Origin of the sequence: Thiobacillus denitrificans ATCC 25259 (assembly GCF_000012745.1) — a bacterium.
Lineage (GTDB): Bacteria > Pseudomonadota > Gammaproteobacteria > Burkholderiales > Thiobacillaceae > Thiobacillus > Thiobacillus denitrificans_B.
Genome location: NC_007404.1, coordinates 390,591 through 405,090, shown reverse-complemented (window position 1 = coordinate 405,090; position 14,500 = coordinate 390,591). Strand labels below are relative to the sequence as shown.

At 61.9% G+C, this 14,500-nt stretch carries 14 protein-coding genes and 2 pseudogenes; 7 read left to right on the top strand and 9 right to left on the bottom strand.

Annotated elements, in window-relative coordinates:
• Window positions 1–36: 36 nt before the first annotated feature.
• From ftsY to TBD_RS15275, 5 genes and pseudogenes are all read left to right on the top strand, one after another.
• Window positions 37–1,080, top strand: a complete 1,044-nt coding sequence (gene ftsY, locus TBD_RS01860; RefSeq protein WP_041432218.1) for a signal recognition particle-docking protein FtsY — start codon at window positions 37–39, stop codon at window positions 1,078–1,080.
• Window positions 1,081–1,086: 6 nt separating this feature from the next.
• Window positions 1,087–1,749 (top strand): cell division ATP-binding protein FtsE, encoded by a 663-nt coding sequence (gene ftsE / locus TBD_RS01855; protein ID WP_011310888.1) that lies wholly within the window; start codon window positions 1,087–1,089, stop codon window positions 1,747–1,749.
• Window positions 1,746–2,672, top strand: a complete 927-nt coding sequence (gene ftsX, locus TBD_RS01850) for a permease-like cell division protein FtsX (protein WP_011310887.1) — start codon at window positions 1,746–1,748, stop codon at window positions 2,670–2,672. Before ftsE ends, ftsX begins: the two co-directional genes overlap by 4 nt.
• 929 nt (window positions 2,673–3,601) lie before the next feature.
• Window positions 3,602–4,006 (top strand): annotated as a pseudogene (locus tag TBD_RS15280) (antitoxin Xre-like helix-turn-helix domain-containing protein); the annotation flags it as partial.
• A gap of 8 nt (window positions 4,007–4,014) precedes the next feature.
• Window positions 4,015–4,095, top strand: a pseudogene (locus TBD_RS15275) (hypothetical protein); the annotation flags it as partial.
• Window positions 4,096–4,346: 251 nt separating this feature from the next.
• Here the strand turns inward: TBD_RS15275 and TBD_RS01845 are convergent.
• The 4 genes from TBD_RS01845 to TBD_RS01830 form a co-directional block, all read right to left on the bottom strand.
• Entirely contained in the window at window positions 4,347–4,670 is a 324-nt protein-coding gene (locus TBD_RS01845) for a hypothetical protein (RefSeq protein WP_041432217.1), read from the bottom strand.
• A gap of 668 nt (window positions 4,671–5,338) precedes the next feature.
• Window positions 5,339–6,073: a hypothetical protein gene (locus tag TBD_RS01840; RefSeq protein ID WP_202943211.1), complete on the bottom strand. Its 735-nt coding sequence runs from the start codon at window positions 6,071–6,073 to the stop codon at window positions 5,339–5,341.
• Window positions 6,074–6,207: 134 nt separating this feature from the next.
• A complete protein-coding gene (locus tag TBD_RS01835) occupies window positions 6,208–6,927 on the bottom strand; it encodes a PEP/pyruvate-binding domain-containing protein (RefSeq protein ID WP_011310881.1) in 720 nt (239 codons plus the stop codon).
• Entirely contained in the window at window positions 6,920–8,842 is a 1,923-nt protein-coding gene (locus TBD_RS01830; protein ID WP_011310880.1) for a hypothetical protein, read from the bottom strand. The genes TBD_RS01835 and TBD_RS01830 overlap by 8 nt, the downstream gene beginning before the upstream one ends.
• Window positions 8,843–8,992: 150 nt before the next feature.
• Between TBD_RS01830 and TBD_RS14415 the strand changes: the two genes are divergently transcribed.
• A complete protein-coding gene (locus TBD_RS14415; protein WP_011310879.1) occupies window positions 8,993–9,502 on the top strand; it encodes a hypothetical protein in 510 nt (169 codons plus the stop codon).
• 155 nt (window positions 9,503–9,657) lie between these two features.
• Here TBD_RS14415 and TBD_RS15065 read toward each other — a convergent pair whose 3' ends face one another.
• Both TBD_RS15065 and TBD_RS15060 read right to left on the bottom strand, forming a co-directional pair.
• A complete protein-coding gene (locus tag TBD_RS15065; RefSeq protein ID WP_238376512.1) occupies window positions 9,658–9,870 on the bottom strand; it encodes a hypothetical protein in 213 nt (70 codons plus the stop codon).
• Entirely contained in the window at window positions 9,840–10,346 is a 507-nt protein-coding gene (locus TBD_RS15060) for a hypothetical protein (RefSeq protein WP_238376525.1), read from the bottom strand. Before TBD_RS15060 ends, TBD_RS15065 begins: the two co-directional genes overlap by 31 nt.
• 551 nt (window positions 10,347–10,897) lie before the next feature.
• Here TBD_RS15060 and TBD_RS15270 point away from each other — a divergent pair.
• The gene (locus tag TBD_RS15270) at window positions 10,898–10,996 is read left to right on the top strand and encodes a DUF1232 domain-containing protein (protein ID WP_202943210.1); all 99 of its coding nucleotides are present in this window, start codon (window positions 10,898–10,900) and stop codon (window positions 10,994–10,996) included.
• A 443-nt stretch (window positions 10,997–11,439) separates the two neighbouring features.
• On the opposite strand, the gene TBD_RS01810 is transcribed toward TBD_RS15270, so the two are convergent.
• The 3 genes from TBD_RS01810 to TBD_RS01800 form a co-directional block, all read right to left on the bottom strand.
• Window positions 11,440–12,018 (bottom strand): hypothetical protein, encoded by a 579-nt coding sequence (locus TBD_RS01810; protein ID WP_238376482.1) that lies wholly within the window; start codon window positions 12,016–12,018, stop codon window positions 11,440–11,442.
• Window positions 12,019–12,107: 89 nt separating this feature from the next.
• On the bottom strand, window positions 12,108–12,896 hold the full coding sequence (locus TBD_RS01805) for an ankyrin repeat domain-containing protein (RefSeq protein ID WP_238376481.1): 789 nt from the start codon (window positions 12,894–12,896) through the stop codon (window positions 12,108–12,110).
• Between the two features lie 4 nt (window positions 12,897–12,900).
• Window positions 12,901–14,487: a putative porin gene (locus tag TBD_RS01800; RefSeq protein WP_011310873.1), complete on the bottom strand. Its 1,587-nt coding sequence runs from the start codon at window positions 14,485–14,487 to the stop codon at window positions 12,901–12,903.
• Between the last annotated feature and the right edge of the window lie 13 nt (window positions 14,488–14,500).

Sequence of the window (14,500 nt, the reverse complement as noted above, 5' to 3'; positions counted from 1 at the left end):
CAGTCCGTCAAACTGCTCTGCAGACCGCCTCGATCCGTGTTTAGTTTCTTCAAGTCCAAACCGCCCTCCACCGAGACGCCGGCCGACGCACAAAACGATGCGGCCGACGCACAAGCCACTGACGCTGCGCCGGACGCGCCGGCCGCCGAAGCCACGCCCCCGGCACGTGTGAGTTGGGCGCAACGGCTCAAGCAAGGTCTCGCCAAGACGCGCGACCGGCTCGGCGGCCAGCTCGCGGGGCTCTTCGGCGTTGGACGCAAGATCGACGCCGAGCTGTTCGAGGAACTCGAGACCATCCTGATCACGGCCGACATCGGCGTCGACGCGACCCAGGCCCTGCTCGACACGCTGCAGAAAAAGGTCCGCCGCGAAAATCTCACCGAGGCGTCGGAACTGCAGACCGCGCTGAAGCAGGCGCTGATCGACATGCTGCTTCCGCTGCAGGCGCCGCTCGACGTCAAAACGCACAAACCTTTCATCCTCATGCTCGCGGGCGTCAACGGCGCCGGCAAGACCACGACCATCGGCAAGCTCGCCAAGCTCTACCAGGCGCAAGGCCTCTCGGTTCTGCTCGCCGCCGGCGACACCTTCCGCGCGGCCGCACGCGAACAACTTCAGGTCTGGGGCGAGCGCAACGGGGTCACCGTCGTCAGCCAGGAAAAAGGCGACTCGGCCGCGGTGATTTTCGATGCAATCCAGGCGGCCCGCGCGCGCAATATCGACGTCGTCCTCGCCGACACGGCCGGCCGGCTGCCGACGCAGTTGCACCTGATGGAAGAGATCCGCAAGGTCAAGCGCGTCATCGAGAAGGCGATCCCGGGCGCCCCGCACGAGATCCTGCTCGTGCTCGACGCGAACACCGGACAGAACGCCGTGGCGCAGGTCAAGGCTTTCGACGACGCGCTCGGTGTCAGCGGACTCGTACTGACCAAGCTCGACGGCACCGCCAAGGGCGGCGCGATCGCCGCAGTCGCGCAGGCGCGTCCGCTGCCGGTCCGCTACATCGGCGTCGGCGAAACCGTCGACGATCTGCGGCCGTTCGATGCCCGCGACTTCGTCGAGGCCGTGTTCGCGGCCTGACCGGGCATGATCCAGTTCAGCCAGGTCACCAAACGCTATCCGGGCGGGCACGAAGCGCTTTCCGGCGCCAGCTTCAGCATCGAGAAAGGCGAGCTCGTGTTTCTCACCGGCCGCTCGGGCGCCGGAAAGAGCACACTGCTGAAGCTGATCGCGGCGATCGAGCGCGCGACCAGCGGCGTCGTCTCGGTGAACGGCCAGAACGTCGGCCGCCTCTCGCGCGGCGCCGTCCCCTATCTTCGGCGCAACATCGGCCTGGTATTCCAGGATCACAAGCTCCTGTTCGACCGCAGCGTGATCGAAAACGTCGTGCTGCCGCTCGACATCGCGGGCTTCGACCGGCGCGAGGCCTTGCGCCGTGCACGCGCCGTGCTCGACAAAGTCGGCCTGCTCAACCGTGAAAAAGCCAGGCCGGTGAGCCTCTCCGGCGGCGAGCAGCAGCGGCTCTGCATCGCCCGCGCACTCGTCTCACGCCCGGGACTGCTTCTCGCCGACGAACCGACCGGCAACCTCGATGCCGGCTACGCCGCCGACATCATGGCGATGTTCCGCGACTTCCACCGCGTCGGCACCACGCTCGTGATCGCGACCCACGACGAACGCGCGATCGGCGACGGCGGAGAACGCACGCTGCATCTCGATCAGGGCAAGGTCGCCGAGGCCGCGGCATGATCGGTTGGCTGCGCCATCAGAAGCATGCGCTCGTCGAGGCGGTGCGCCGCCTTGCCGCGCAGCCGCTGTCGACGCTGCTCGCCGCGCTGGCAATGGGCGTCGCGATCAGCCTGCCGAGCGGCCTCTACCTCGTGATCGGCAACTTCGAGCGCCTCGCGGGCACGCTCCCGGCGCAGCCGGAAATCAGCGTTTTCCTCGCCGACGACGTCTCTGCGGCGCAGAAGGATGCCGTCGCGGCGCGCCTCCGGGGCCCCGACATCGCGCAGGCCCGCTTCGTTCCCAAGGACGCGGCGCTGGTCGCGCTGAGCGCGACCCAGGAACTCGGCGACGTGACGGCTGGGCTCACGGAAAATCCACTCCCTGATGCCTGGCTCGTACGCCCGCGGGATACGACCCGTGCGGAACTTGCGCGCGTGGCTGCTGATCTGAAGAACTTGCCCGGCGTTGCGGAGACCCACGTCGACAGCGCCTGGGCCGAGCGCCTGCAGACCGCGCTCGAACTCGGCCGAACCGGCGTCTGGGTGCTCGCCGGGCTGTTCGCCGTCGCCCTGGCCGCAATCTCCGGGAACGTGATCCGCGCCCAGGTGCTCGCGCGTCGCGATGAGATCCAGGTCAGCCGGCTCATTGGCGCGACCGACCGCTACGTCCGCCGGCCCTTCCTTTACGTCGGGGCGCTGCAGGGCGGACTGGGCGGCGCAGCGACGCTCGGCATTCTGGCGTTCTCCGGGGAAATCCTGCGTCCCGGTGTCGAACGCCTCGCGGCGCTTTACGGCTCGAGCTTCCACCTCGTCGGGCCGAGAGCCGCGGAAGTCACGGCCGTACTCGCGGTCACGGCGCTGTTCGGGTGGCTGGGCGCGTGGCTCGCCGTCACCCGCGCGTTGCATCGGGTCGAAGCCGGGTATTCCGGCCTAATTAAGTCGTGAATGCCACGCTAGCATTCGTGCGGCCGGCAAGCGTGCCTGTCCGGCACCGAACAATTGGAGAGTCGTAAACGACTCTGTCACTCTTCTTATCGAGCCCGATCTTCTCAATAAAATGGTCGTAAACTCAGCTCTCCGGTTGGCAATGGCTTCGCTCATCACATCGACGGCAACCGCAGTCGCCGGTTTTGAATCATGCCTTTCACGGTTGTCACCGGCTGGGTAACAGCGATGAGTTCGAAGCGGCGGCGGCGGCCAGGGCCCGACCCGGACGAATTCCATCCGGTCGCCGGCCCTTGACGCCCAGTGAAGGTCTTACCGTGGCAGGGAGAGTGACCTGGACCTTACGAGTGATCGTGGCTGTTGGCGTCGTAGTCTCCTCGTTGAACCGTCGAACCAGAACTCGACGCCTTGCCATGCGTCAGTTCTCACTGAGTGACAGGCAGCAATAAATACGTCGGGCAAGCAAAACGAGAGACGCCGCCTCCCTGAATCGGACACCTAAACTAGCCGTGAGGATTAAAGTCGACGGAAGGAGGTTCACGAGATTCGGGCCGGCTCACGTGACCCTCCAGTGAACCGCATATCTGCCCATATGGGGATCCCCGGCCACCTCTACTGATCTGGGCTTCGAAATTACACCGCCCCCCACGACATGGCTGCCGCCAATAGAGACGGCGCGACTGGACGATTAAGGTGAAGGTGACGTGATCTTGCGATATCTTCAAGGACTATTGATCATCACGCCCCCTGACTTCAGCAAACGCTATAGGGAGAAGCGGCGTCCTGCACGCGACCAGCTGTCCAGGACATGTGACGCACTCGAGGCCGGTCAACAGAGGAAGAATGCCATCGAGAGTGATGAAAGACCGAAATTGATCGTGTTGTAGCGCTATGCGTATGAACACTGTGATGCAGGAATCGGAAACGCAATGATCAGCTTGGGCATCAAAGCTGCACGGCGAGGTTCGGAAAGTACGACTCCGGTACCCATTGATCTAACGCCTAGGGCAATTACCTTGTTGGGCGGCGCCAGCTCCTTGCAGATGAAGCGATTCAATCCGTTTGACTGGGTCTCCGCAATCCGTCGGGGCTTCCCTTCAAAGACGCTTGATGCGTTTGCTACCAACGTAGGCGCATCAAATTCCGAGCTTGCGGCGATGTTGGGTCTTTCCGCGCGCGCCTGGGCCGGACGCAGGTGCAAACAGCGCTTGTCGCCCGCCGACTCAGAACGTCTGCTCCGCCTGGCAAAGGCTGTCGCACGGGCCGAGGACGTTTTTGGTGATCTGTCCAATGGCCTTGCTTGGTTGAATAACAGCAATAGGTCGCTAGTGGCGAGACGCCCGCTTCTCTGGTGGATACGGAAGTCGGCTCTGAATTGGTGGCTGATGTCCTCGGCAGAATCGAATACGGGATTGTCGCCTGACCACTCACGAGTTCGGTCAGCAGCAGGGTCTTCTCGCTCTGCCAGCTTGGCGGAGGACGTTCAGACGCGTTATTGAAATGGTCGCGGCAGATGCGTCAAGGTTCGGATTGGCGGTGCCACAGTGTGGGCAACGTTCTAGCTTTAGATTTTCAGAGAGTGAGAGCATAGGTGTGTGCTGTGTAGCTTAACGTGAAGTTGGGGGCCTCGCGCGGCCTTTCGCGCGAGGTCCCTCTCGAACGAAAGGTTAGAACTCATTCCTTGCACCGCTTACCAACGACAGTGTTCCGCCACTCAGCCGGCGTTCCGTAGATACGCCAGCGGTAGAAATCAGGACGCTCCAGTATGAGTACCCAAATAGCTCTATCACCGTTGGAATGCTTCCGAGTTTCTCCTTCGAGATACAGGGTAACGCTGTCACCTTCTTCGTAGAGAACCTTGTACGTGTACTCCTGAACTTTCCCGTTCGGCCCGTCAATCGGTGTTACATGCTTGAACGTAACCTGCTGCCTATCGTCGGACACGACCATCGTGTGTTGATAGTCGTCGTTCACGCAGATTGGTTTGTCGATCGGCATCGTGTCCCATCTCCCACCTAGCCGGTCAAGGACGCCGGCGTAGGAAATGACCGGAGCAAGGCATGTAAGTATGACTGCAAGCGTTCGCATGTGACTGGCCTGTCGTATGAGTTCTAACGTAGAGGTGAGGGGCGCGGAGCTAGCGGGGCGAAAATGGGCGAAGCCCGCCCCGCTGGTGGAGCGTCCCTCTCGACCGCCATGTTGGGCGACATTTTGGACGATCTCTGGTAACGAAAAACCCTACTGCTGGTTGAATTTGACATGTACTGGATTCCACAAAGAAAAGATGTTTTCAGGAAAACCTAGTTTTTCCTCTACACAGGTTTTCATCTCTAGCTCTATCTGTTCCTTGGTTTGGAATTGCTTAGCACGTATTCTTTCGCTTAGCTGCAACTCAGTGCCACATTCCCTCATATGATTGTTGATGTTCCTGGATGCAGTGCAAGACGCGCCTAGGAATATAAGAAAAAGAGCAATCCCGACTTTTATAAACTTCCACACATACTCCACCTCTCCCTTGCCTAAAATGTTTGAGTATTTCTTACGCTGAACGCGCTGCGACGGAGGCCAATGTGAGCGGATTTGGCGCCCAACGTGCTAGCTCAGGGGCGCGGAGCCGGCTTGCCGGCGGCGCGTGCCGCTGGAGCGCCCTGTTGGGCGGCAACATATTAGTCTGTGACGATGGCATGGCGTTCATAGATGCCCTTGTCGTCCACCCAAATCAATAACCATTCCGAGTCTATTGCGAAGAGGGAGTCCCGTTGAGGGCCTGTTATGTAGATGAGGTCGCGCCCCGAGTCTTTGAAGTACGACGTATCGAGCGACGGACCCAACATCACCTCCAGTGCGTACCGGCTCTTGCCTGGCAATTGGCCCACGACGTCTGCAAGCATTTTCTGCCGAGGCGCAATGTCACCTTTAACGTAGCTCGCCGATGCTGGGTCCAACGAAGCGCCACGATCAAAGGTTCTGTAGTACGAACCACTAGGTAGCGAGTTCGGAAGGAGGCTTCCTAGCACCAGAGAAATCGCGCAGGCAGCAATTCCAGCGAATGCGATGCGGCCAGCTGCTCGCGATCGAGCGCTCATAGGTTGTTTTCGCAAGCGCTCTCGCGCTAGCGCAACAGTGCCCCAAACAGCGAGCAGGACGAGGATAGGGACAACGATCAGAAGGGAAAGGGTCAGAAGAAATACGAACGCAGTTCCACCGAAACTTGGGACAACCTTTTGAACAAGAAACGCCCCGAAATACAGAGTGAAACTCGCGAAGGCAAACCAAACCGTTCGTGACGTAGGGAGGATCATCTTGCTGCCCAACGTTGAAGGTAACGGGCACCCAAACAGCTGGCGAAGCCGGCTATTTTGAGCGTCCCTGTTGACCGCAGTGTGAGGTGCGGATTTCACGGTGCCTCTCATTTCGCGTCCGTCCCAGCGACCGGAGGGAGCGCCTTGACCGCCGGGTTAGGCTTTCGATCCATAGACCTCATTCCATACCTTGCTTTGATAGATGTCGTGTAGAAATATGGCGTTGCCGTTGATTATGTTTCGAGCGCCTTCCAGAACTTGATGCAGTTCGAAATCACTTTTCCCAGCAGAGCTTTCAATCGCCTGCACGCCATCCACAGCTGCTCGAATGGATCCTGGGGGAATTCCCGGCCGGTGTGGCCGTGGTAGAGGTCGAGGTAGATGTGCGCCAGGTCGCGCAGGGCCTGGAAGTCGAGCTGGCGCGCAACGTCTGCGCCGGCCCGGCGCAGGGTGGCATCCAGCGCAGCCTCGAACGGCTCGGCCGGGATAACGGCTACGATCTCGGCAAAGGCCTGGATCAGGCGGCGATAGGAATCCCACACCAGACGGTGATCGCCGGTCAGCCGCAACAGCCCTGCCAGCGACACATCATTCAGTCCGACATTAAGCACCGTTTCCATCATGCCCGGCATGGAAACCGGTGCGCCCGAGCGCACCGAAACCAGCAGAGGGCGGCGCGCGCTGCCGAACCCAAGGCCGGTGGCTCGTTCCAGGTCGCGGATGCCGGATTGCAGCGCATCGGGCAAATGCACCTTCACACCCTCGCCGTTCCGGATGGCCCCGCACCAGTCAGTGCCCATGACGAAGCCCTGCGGCACCGGCAAACCCATCGCGGCCATGCGGATCAGGTTGTGTGCCTTGAAGCCGACGATGCGCACGTCCGGCACGCCGTCTCGACCGTTCAGGTCGAACACGGGCAGCCGTGCGGCGGACTTGCTTTTTCCTTTAGGCATGAATCACCTTGCCCATCACATGATCGCGCAGCAGCAGGGCCACGTGCATGAGGCCGTCGGCTGCCTCCTCGAGATTGCGCGCTGCCTCGACGATGCCGAACACCTCCGAGAATGGACGCGGGTCGCCTGCCAGGGTGCGCTTCACGTCGCGCTCGGCCAGGTCGCTCGCATGCTCCATGGTGCGGATGGCGTGGACCGCCTGCAAAAAATCGTCCATGTCCTCGCGGGGTACGCCGCGGCGGGCATGGCGCGAAGCGGCCAGCGCCTTGACCAGTTCGCGGCTGGCATTGGCGACCGGATCCACCAGCTTGCCCAGAGCAGAAATCGACGTGCCCGGCGCGGTGGGCGAGAGCGTGATGTGGAACACCGCTTCCTCGAGATCGTCGGCGATGTCGTCGGCTTCGCTCATCAACTGCAGCACGAAGCTGTCGCCCTCCAGTAGGGTGCTGCGTGCATTGTTCAGCTCGCGGTCGGCCGCGGTTTCCCAGTCCTTGGCGCGCTCAGCCATCGCGGCGACCTCGTGCTGCCGCCCGGCCTGTGCCGCTTCCAGTGCGGCGCGCACGGTGTCAGCCAGTTCGACGATCAGGCCGGCATGTTCCAGTGCTGTGTCTAGCATGGCATCCTCGGTGGAACGTACCTGCGACGCCAGCTCGGTGCGGATCTCGTCCGCGGCCAGCGAAGCCGGCCGGCCCTGGGCCATCCCTTCGAGCGCCTGCTTCAGGTTGAAGCGCAGAAACTGCTCTGCGCGGCTTTCCGTCAGCAGATCGTCAAGCCGGTCTCCCGGTTTCAGTTGGCCACCGTACGCAAAACTCATGGCGTCGAAGATTAACTGCTCGCCGCCGGCCTTGAGCCAGGCCATGTGGCCTATGTTGCCGTCGGCCGCCCACTTGAGCACGTCTGTCGCCGCCTTGCGCGGAACGAACAGGCGCAGCCGCTTGCGCGCCCGGTTCCAGTCGATGAGGAATACCAGCCGCGAACCGAGATGGCCGAGGTAGTCGCGTAGCTGGGTATTGTTGCGCGCAGTGTGGCTCCCTACGCAGAGGTGGTAGACGCCGTCCTCCATCCCCGCGTCCTTGCGCGAGCGCGTGTCCTCCCATTTGACCGGATAGCCGTCGAAAAGACTCTGGAAGAACAGCAAGCGCGGCAAATGGACGTCGGTGTAGGTGACAGTGACAGTCCGGCCCGTGACGTGGATCACCAGCACATGCGCATCGGTGGTGCCGATGTCGTTCTGCAGGACCAGCTTGTCACCTACTCGGGTCGCCGTGGCAGGCAGGCCCGGATGGTCGAACTTGAGCGGCGCAGTGCGATTGATGCCTTCCATGAACGCTGCGATCAGCGCCCGGTCGGTGTCGCGGATGCCGTAGGCACGGCAACCGCTGATGGTTTCGCTGGCGAGGCTCGCCTGCAGCGCATTCAACGCCCGGTGCATGTCCATCACCAGCAGGTGGAGGCTGTCTCCGGCCGCGCGGTCTCCGGAGGTGATGGCATGGATCTGATCGGCCGCCAGTTCATCGCCGGCGAAATCCTGGACAGTGAAAGCCTGCAGGCGCTGGGTGAATGCCGCACTGTCTCCGCTCTCGGCCACGCGCAGGGGCTCCAGCATTTCAGTGACATCGGAGAATGCATCACGAACGATGCGGGCGGCTTCCGGGACGCGGTAGCGCCCCTTCCCAAGCCGTTCCGAGTCGCCAACCACGCGGTCCAGATTACCATCGGGCACCCCGGCGGCCAGACGCTCGGCGCGCAGGCTCGATATCACCGCATCCGGCCGCTCGGCATGCGCCTGCGCAGCCTGCAGCAGGGTGAAACGGTACTTGACGCGGTCGTTCGCGGCGAGGGCGCGGTTGACCAAGCTCGGCAGCAGCAGAGCCTGTTCGTTCAGCGAATCGAGAATCCGGGTTTTTTCTGACATATTAATAAGGATAGGATTGTCACATTAAAGATTTGGTACTCCCTCTCGGACGCGTGGATGCCGCACGCAATAAAGACGCTTGCCGTCGATTGAACCCCGACGATAAGTGTATATACTGAATACCTTGTTTTTCACACAAAGGGTTCCATCATGATCGACGACACCAACAAGCCTGCCGACGCCGCAGCGCCCCCTGCCACAAATACCGGTACAGCTGTGGCAGCCAAGCGGAAAGCAGCCAAACCAGCCACCACCCGACGGACCGCCAGCGCCGCCAAAACTGCCCCCACCAGAAAGAGGCCAAAAGCCACGCCAAGCAGGAAGGTCAAACTCCCTGCAGCGGCCACCAAACCCGCTGCGGCGAAGCAATCCGCACGAGCGGCAAAGCCGGCTGCCAGCAAGAAGGCCGACAAGCCGGTCAAGGCGAAGAAGGTCAAGCTGGTGCGCGACAGCTTCACCATGCCTGAAACGGAGTACGCGCTAATCGCAGAGTTGAAGAAGCGCTGCTTGAATGCGGGCGTGTCGGCCAAGAAAAGCGAGATTCTGCGTGCAGCCGTGGCCGGCCTGGCGGAACTGAGTGATTCCTCGGTGGTTACCGCAATACGCCGCCTGGAAGTGATCAAGACCGGGCGACCAGCCAAAGCCATGGATTCAAAGTAGGCAAACGCGACGCGGGCGCTTTGGCCGGCGAACGGCTATTCCCGTGACCACGCTAAACGGACCGTTCCTGACCGACCGCACGCATTTGGCACATTGCTCAAAAAAGGCCGCACGGCGCCCATCAAGGAGCGTAGCGTGCGGCTTACATTGCACTGTTAGATCTCAGTTTGCTCCGAGATCTCCAGAGCGTCATCGACCTCGATCCCAAGGTATCGAACAGTACTCTCCAGCTTGGTATGACCGAGCAAGAGCGGGATGGCCCTCAGGTTCTTGGTTCGCTTGCAAATCAGTGTCGCCTTGGTTCGCCGCATGGTGTGCGTGCCATAGACCGTCGAATCTAGTCCAATGGCGGCAACCCACCGATGCACGATGCGGGCGTACTGGCGGGTCGAAACATGAGGCGATTTCGCCCCAGGCGACCAGGGAACAGATAGTGCTCCGGCCTCAAATTCGCCTTTTCGACCCATGCCGACACGGCAGACCTTGTCGGTTCGGTGAGTTCGAACTGCACTGGACGTTGGGTCTTTCGCTGCACCACCATCGCTCGGGGCAATACCTGGTTGCCGTGCGTTACGTCCCGAACGTGCAGATTCACCAGATCGCAGCCACGCAACTTGCTGTCGATCGCCAAGTTGAACATGGCCAAGTCACGAGCGCGATGTTCGTTTTGGAGGTGGATGCGGATGGCCCAGATGTCCTTGGGCTTCAGTGGTGGCTTTTGGCCGACCAGCTTGCCTTTGTTCCAAGGCCCCCGAGATTGATTGGCTTCGATGTCAGACTCCTTCGTGGTTGATGGGAGTCTGATTGTCTTGCTGAGTCGCGGGCGGCTATTTTCAGGGGGCACGCGTTCGTCGGATCGGAAAACAGCCGTTTGGCTAACCCCTGATCAGCGGCTGTTCAAAGACGCATACCTCCACATGTGGCAGGTGGGCAAGCAGGTATACTCGGGCGTACTCGCGGTCGTGACACACGCCGCCTCGCTCACCCCGGACGCCATCCGCAAGCGCTTGGCCATCCACGAAGAGATCGTCCATTCCACCACTGAGATTCATCTCTGCCCGGATGCGTCACAACATCCCGGCGAGTAGCGGTGGCTTGAAAGCCTGTAGCCGTGGGTTCTGTAAGCCGCCTTAAGCTTCAAGCCTGCGCGTCCGCTTGGCTAATGACCGGCCTGCGGTTGGGTTACCGACCCTCGCGTCCTCGGCCGAGGCTGGCCACCCCCATTTGCCTGTCTCTTTATTAAAAATGTCGGACCCCGCGGGCCTCTCCATTACCTGGTGGGCGCTTATTGGCAGAGGAGCATTCCTTGCGGCTTGAAGAACTGAAACAACGTGCGCGGCATCTCAAGTCTGAGACTTTTGCGCTTTACTTGGCTTCACGGGACCCCAGGACGCCTTGTATGCCAAGCTCCTTGTGGCCGGAATCGTCGCCTATGCGTTTAGCCCCATTGATCTCATCCCCGATTTTCATACCTGTCATTGGGTACCTCGATGACCTCGTCCTGATACCTTGGGTATTACCTTGGCAATAAAAAGATTCCTGACGCCGTGTTAGCTGAGTGTCGAGCACGGGCGCAAAAAGCCATTCAAAATGGAAAGCCTGTTAGCCGAGTCGCAGGGGCCGTGATTGTCGTTATCTGGTCAGTGTTGGCGGCGCTCGTCATGGGCTGGGCATACGAAGCATTCGGGGTCTGATCTGCGCGCCGGGGGTCGGGATTGCGCGACGGAGAATTTTTCGGACGACCCTGACCAACGTAGTGGTTGACCTGACGCTTCGTGCACCCTCAGATCAGATCTTTGGAGAGGCTCCCGCGCACATTTACCAGTTCTGTTACCGAGACGAGCGCACCAAAAAAAATGGAGGGCCTGCGCAACCCCGAGTTGGCGCCTCAGGGGACTTCAACTTTTACGCGCCTTTGCCCTCCTGCCATACGGCCGTCAGCGACCCGAGGAGGGCAATGATGCGCCGTTCGGCTCAGCCGAAACGGGCACGCCGATTTTTTCGCCATCGAGCCGGTCGCGCCACGTTTCAAGCAGGTTTTCGACCTCCACGCGCTTCAAACCGGTGAACGGTTCGATCTGCGCCACCGCGTCCGCGCAGGTTTTTTCGCGATACCTCTGCATCATCTCACGGCCGAGTCCATAGAGTTGTCCGTTGTGCGCACGGCATACCGTTAGGTCGCGCGACACCCCGGACAGTTCGCGCGCGGTACGCTCCTTCACCGTGTGAAGCTGTCTCAACGCTTGCGCATCCACCTGCTGTCGGGCCTGGCTGTCGGCGAGCTGCTTCTCGGTGTCGCCCAGTCGAGCTCGCAATGCGTCCAGCTCTTTCCGCGCCGCTTCCAACTCGCGTTCGAGCCTCCCGCGCGCGGCGCGCTCGCGGCGTGCGGTGACGATTTCCCCCGCGATCTCGCGCGTCAGCGCCTCATTGTCGGCGAGCGCTGCTGCCCTGTCCTGCTCGGCCTGCGCGCGCGCCTGATCGAGCTGCTGAACCTGTTGCTGCATTCGGCGCAGCATCTGCTTTTCGCGACTGTCGTTCCCCGCATACGCTGACGCTGACGCTGACGCTATCGCTGTCGCGAGCACCATCCATGCCACACGTTTCATCACAAGCTCCCCACGGGCAACTGGCCCGGCGCGGCGCCCAGCCTCAACAACAGCCGTGCCATCTCCAGATCTCCCACCGAAAATGCCCACCACAACGGCGAATGGAATTTCTTGTCGCCCCAATCCAGCGGCGCCCCTGCGCGGACCAGCGCCTCGGCAACGGCATATTGGCCATTGGCCGCAGCCACGGCAAGCGCAGAGAGCCCCTCGCGGTTGAAAGTGAACAAGTCGGGCCGGGCTCGGGCGAGCGCGTCGATGACTGAGGCGTGACCGATCAGCGCCGCACCGTGCACCGGGGTGTCGCCGTCGTCGCTCTTGCGGTCGGGATCGGCACCGAAACGTAGTAGCAGTTCGACCAGGCGCACGTTTCCGTTTTTCGCCGCGATGCCCAGTGGGGTATGGCCACGCCCCTTGACGTTAGGCACGGCACCCGCATCGAGGAGGATCTGAGCGAGTTCCAGGTCGTCCCGGCGCGCGGCTCCCACCAGCGGTACGTCCCGCCAGTAGTCGCCGACGTTCGGATTCGCCCCCGCCGTGAGCCGAGCCCGCACCGCTGCGAGGTCGCCGCGGAGCGCCGCGTCCATCAGTTCGGCTTCCTCGCCCCGCTGGACGCGGGGCGGCACGAAGTTGCCGTCGGCGGCGATGACCGTGAATCGCTCCGGAGGCGGGCGCAGCCTCGCCACGCGCGGCGGGCGCTCGGTCGATTCGGTGACCAGCCATCCCAGCTCGGTGTCGGCCAGCGGCTGCGCAACTGCGTAGGCCGGCGCTAGCCCCACGAGGAGAATCAAGGCCTTAGAACTTTGCATTGAGGTCGAGCTGGAAGACGTCGATAGCGAGCGGCAGGCCGCTGATCTCGTCCGACGACATCCACTTTGCCGACAGCCAGGTGTTCTTGAAGAGCGCATACGAACCGCCGATCATGAAGCCCTTGTGGTTGGTGCCGCCCAAGTGGAAATCCGAATCGGTGAACGCGTCGAGCACGGCGTCGCGTTCGACGTAGCGGTAGCCGACGAACGCCTGCCATTCGTGGTCGTCGACGTAGCTGAATTTGGTATGCCCGATCGTGAGTTTGACCAAGTAAGCGTCGGTTTCGGGCTCGATATTCTGGCCGGTGCGCGTCAGGATTTCGGTCTGGTCGTATCCGACGTTGCGCGCCCAATCGAACGTGCCGATGACGTGGACCGGGTGGAACTCCGCTAGGTCGGCGACGAGCGTGACGTTCGCGATGCGATAGTCGGCGGCAAGCCCATGGACCGGGTCGTCCTGCGTGTTGTCGTTGTTCGCGTCGCTGTCGATGACGAACAGCGAATTGCCCTTCTGGCGCGATTGCGGCGCGGTGAGGTCATACAGTCCGGTCGTCGTGGGCGTGGTATTCAAGACGCCGGCGATGTTCCGATAGGCGTAGTACGCCGCGCCGAACTTGAAGCGCGCACGCGTCGACGGCGCCCACTCCAGTCCGGCTTGGGCGCCGTACAACCACTTGTCCTGCGCCGCGACGCCAGTCCGTTGTTCGATTTCCTGCAGTGGAAACACGCCCGCGGTGACGAAAGGCTTGAACGCGCGCGCGAGGTTTGGTGCCCCCGGCGCGTACCTCACGGCGGCGCCCTCGAAGTTGAGGTCGTCGTCCCATACCAGATCGGTCGAGAAGAAAGGATTCGGGATACGGCCGCCCCACAACGCGAGGTCGTCGACCGGCGTCAATTTGAGGTAGGCGCGATCGAGTACCAGGCTGTATTTGTTGTCGTAGTTGCCCAGTGTCTGGTTGGTCGACACCGGATCGGACGTATTGCCCGTCGTGATGCGGATGCCGGCGTCGACACCGCCCGCGACGTTGGCGCTCAGCCCCAGGCGCAGGCGGACGCGTTCACGCTGACGGTCCTCGAGCGTGTTGCTGACATTCTGGCCGATCGCCTGAAACGTCGCTTCAGGTGCGTTGTTCTCCGAAAATAGGTCGCCCTGATAGCGCAGACGGAAGTCTCCCTCCCACTTCAGGCGGTCGAGCCATTCGGGCACCGCGTTGACGTCGCCCCAGCGTTCGAGCTTTGCCTGCGCCACGACTTCCTGGCGCACCTGCTCGCGGATTTCGCGCTTGACGGTCTCGGGCACGAAGGTGACGCGCACCACACCCTTAGTCGCCTCTGCCTCGGCGGCCTGGGCCTGCGCGGTTTTCTCGGCGGCCTGCTGCTGTGCTTTCTTCAGCATCGCGTCGGCCGCTTCCTGCTTCAACACCCCCTGTTCGACCAGCAGCTGGATCAGGTTCAGCGTCGTCTCATGCAGCAGTTCGACGCGCGCGCGCTCGTCTTCCGGTGCTGCTGCCCATGCGCTGCCCGTACATATTGCCGCGACCGCGAGCGCGACCGCCGTTCTTCGTATCGTCATACCGTTCTCTTGT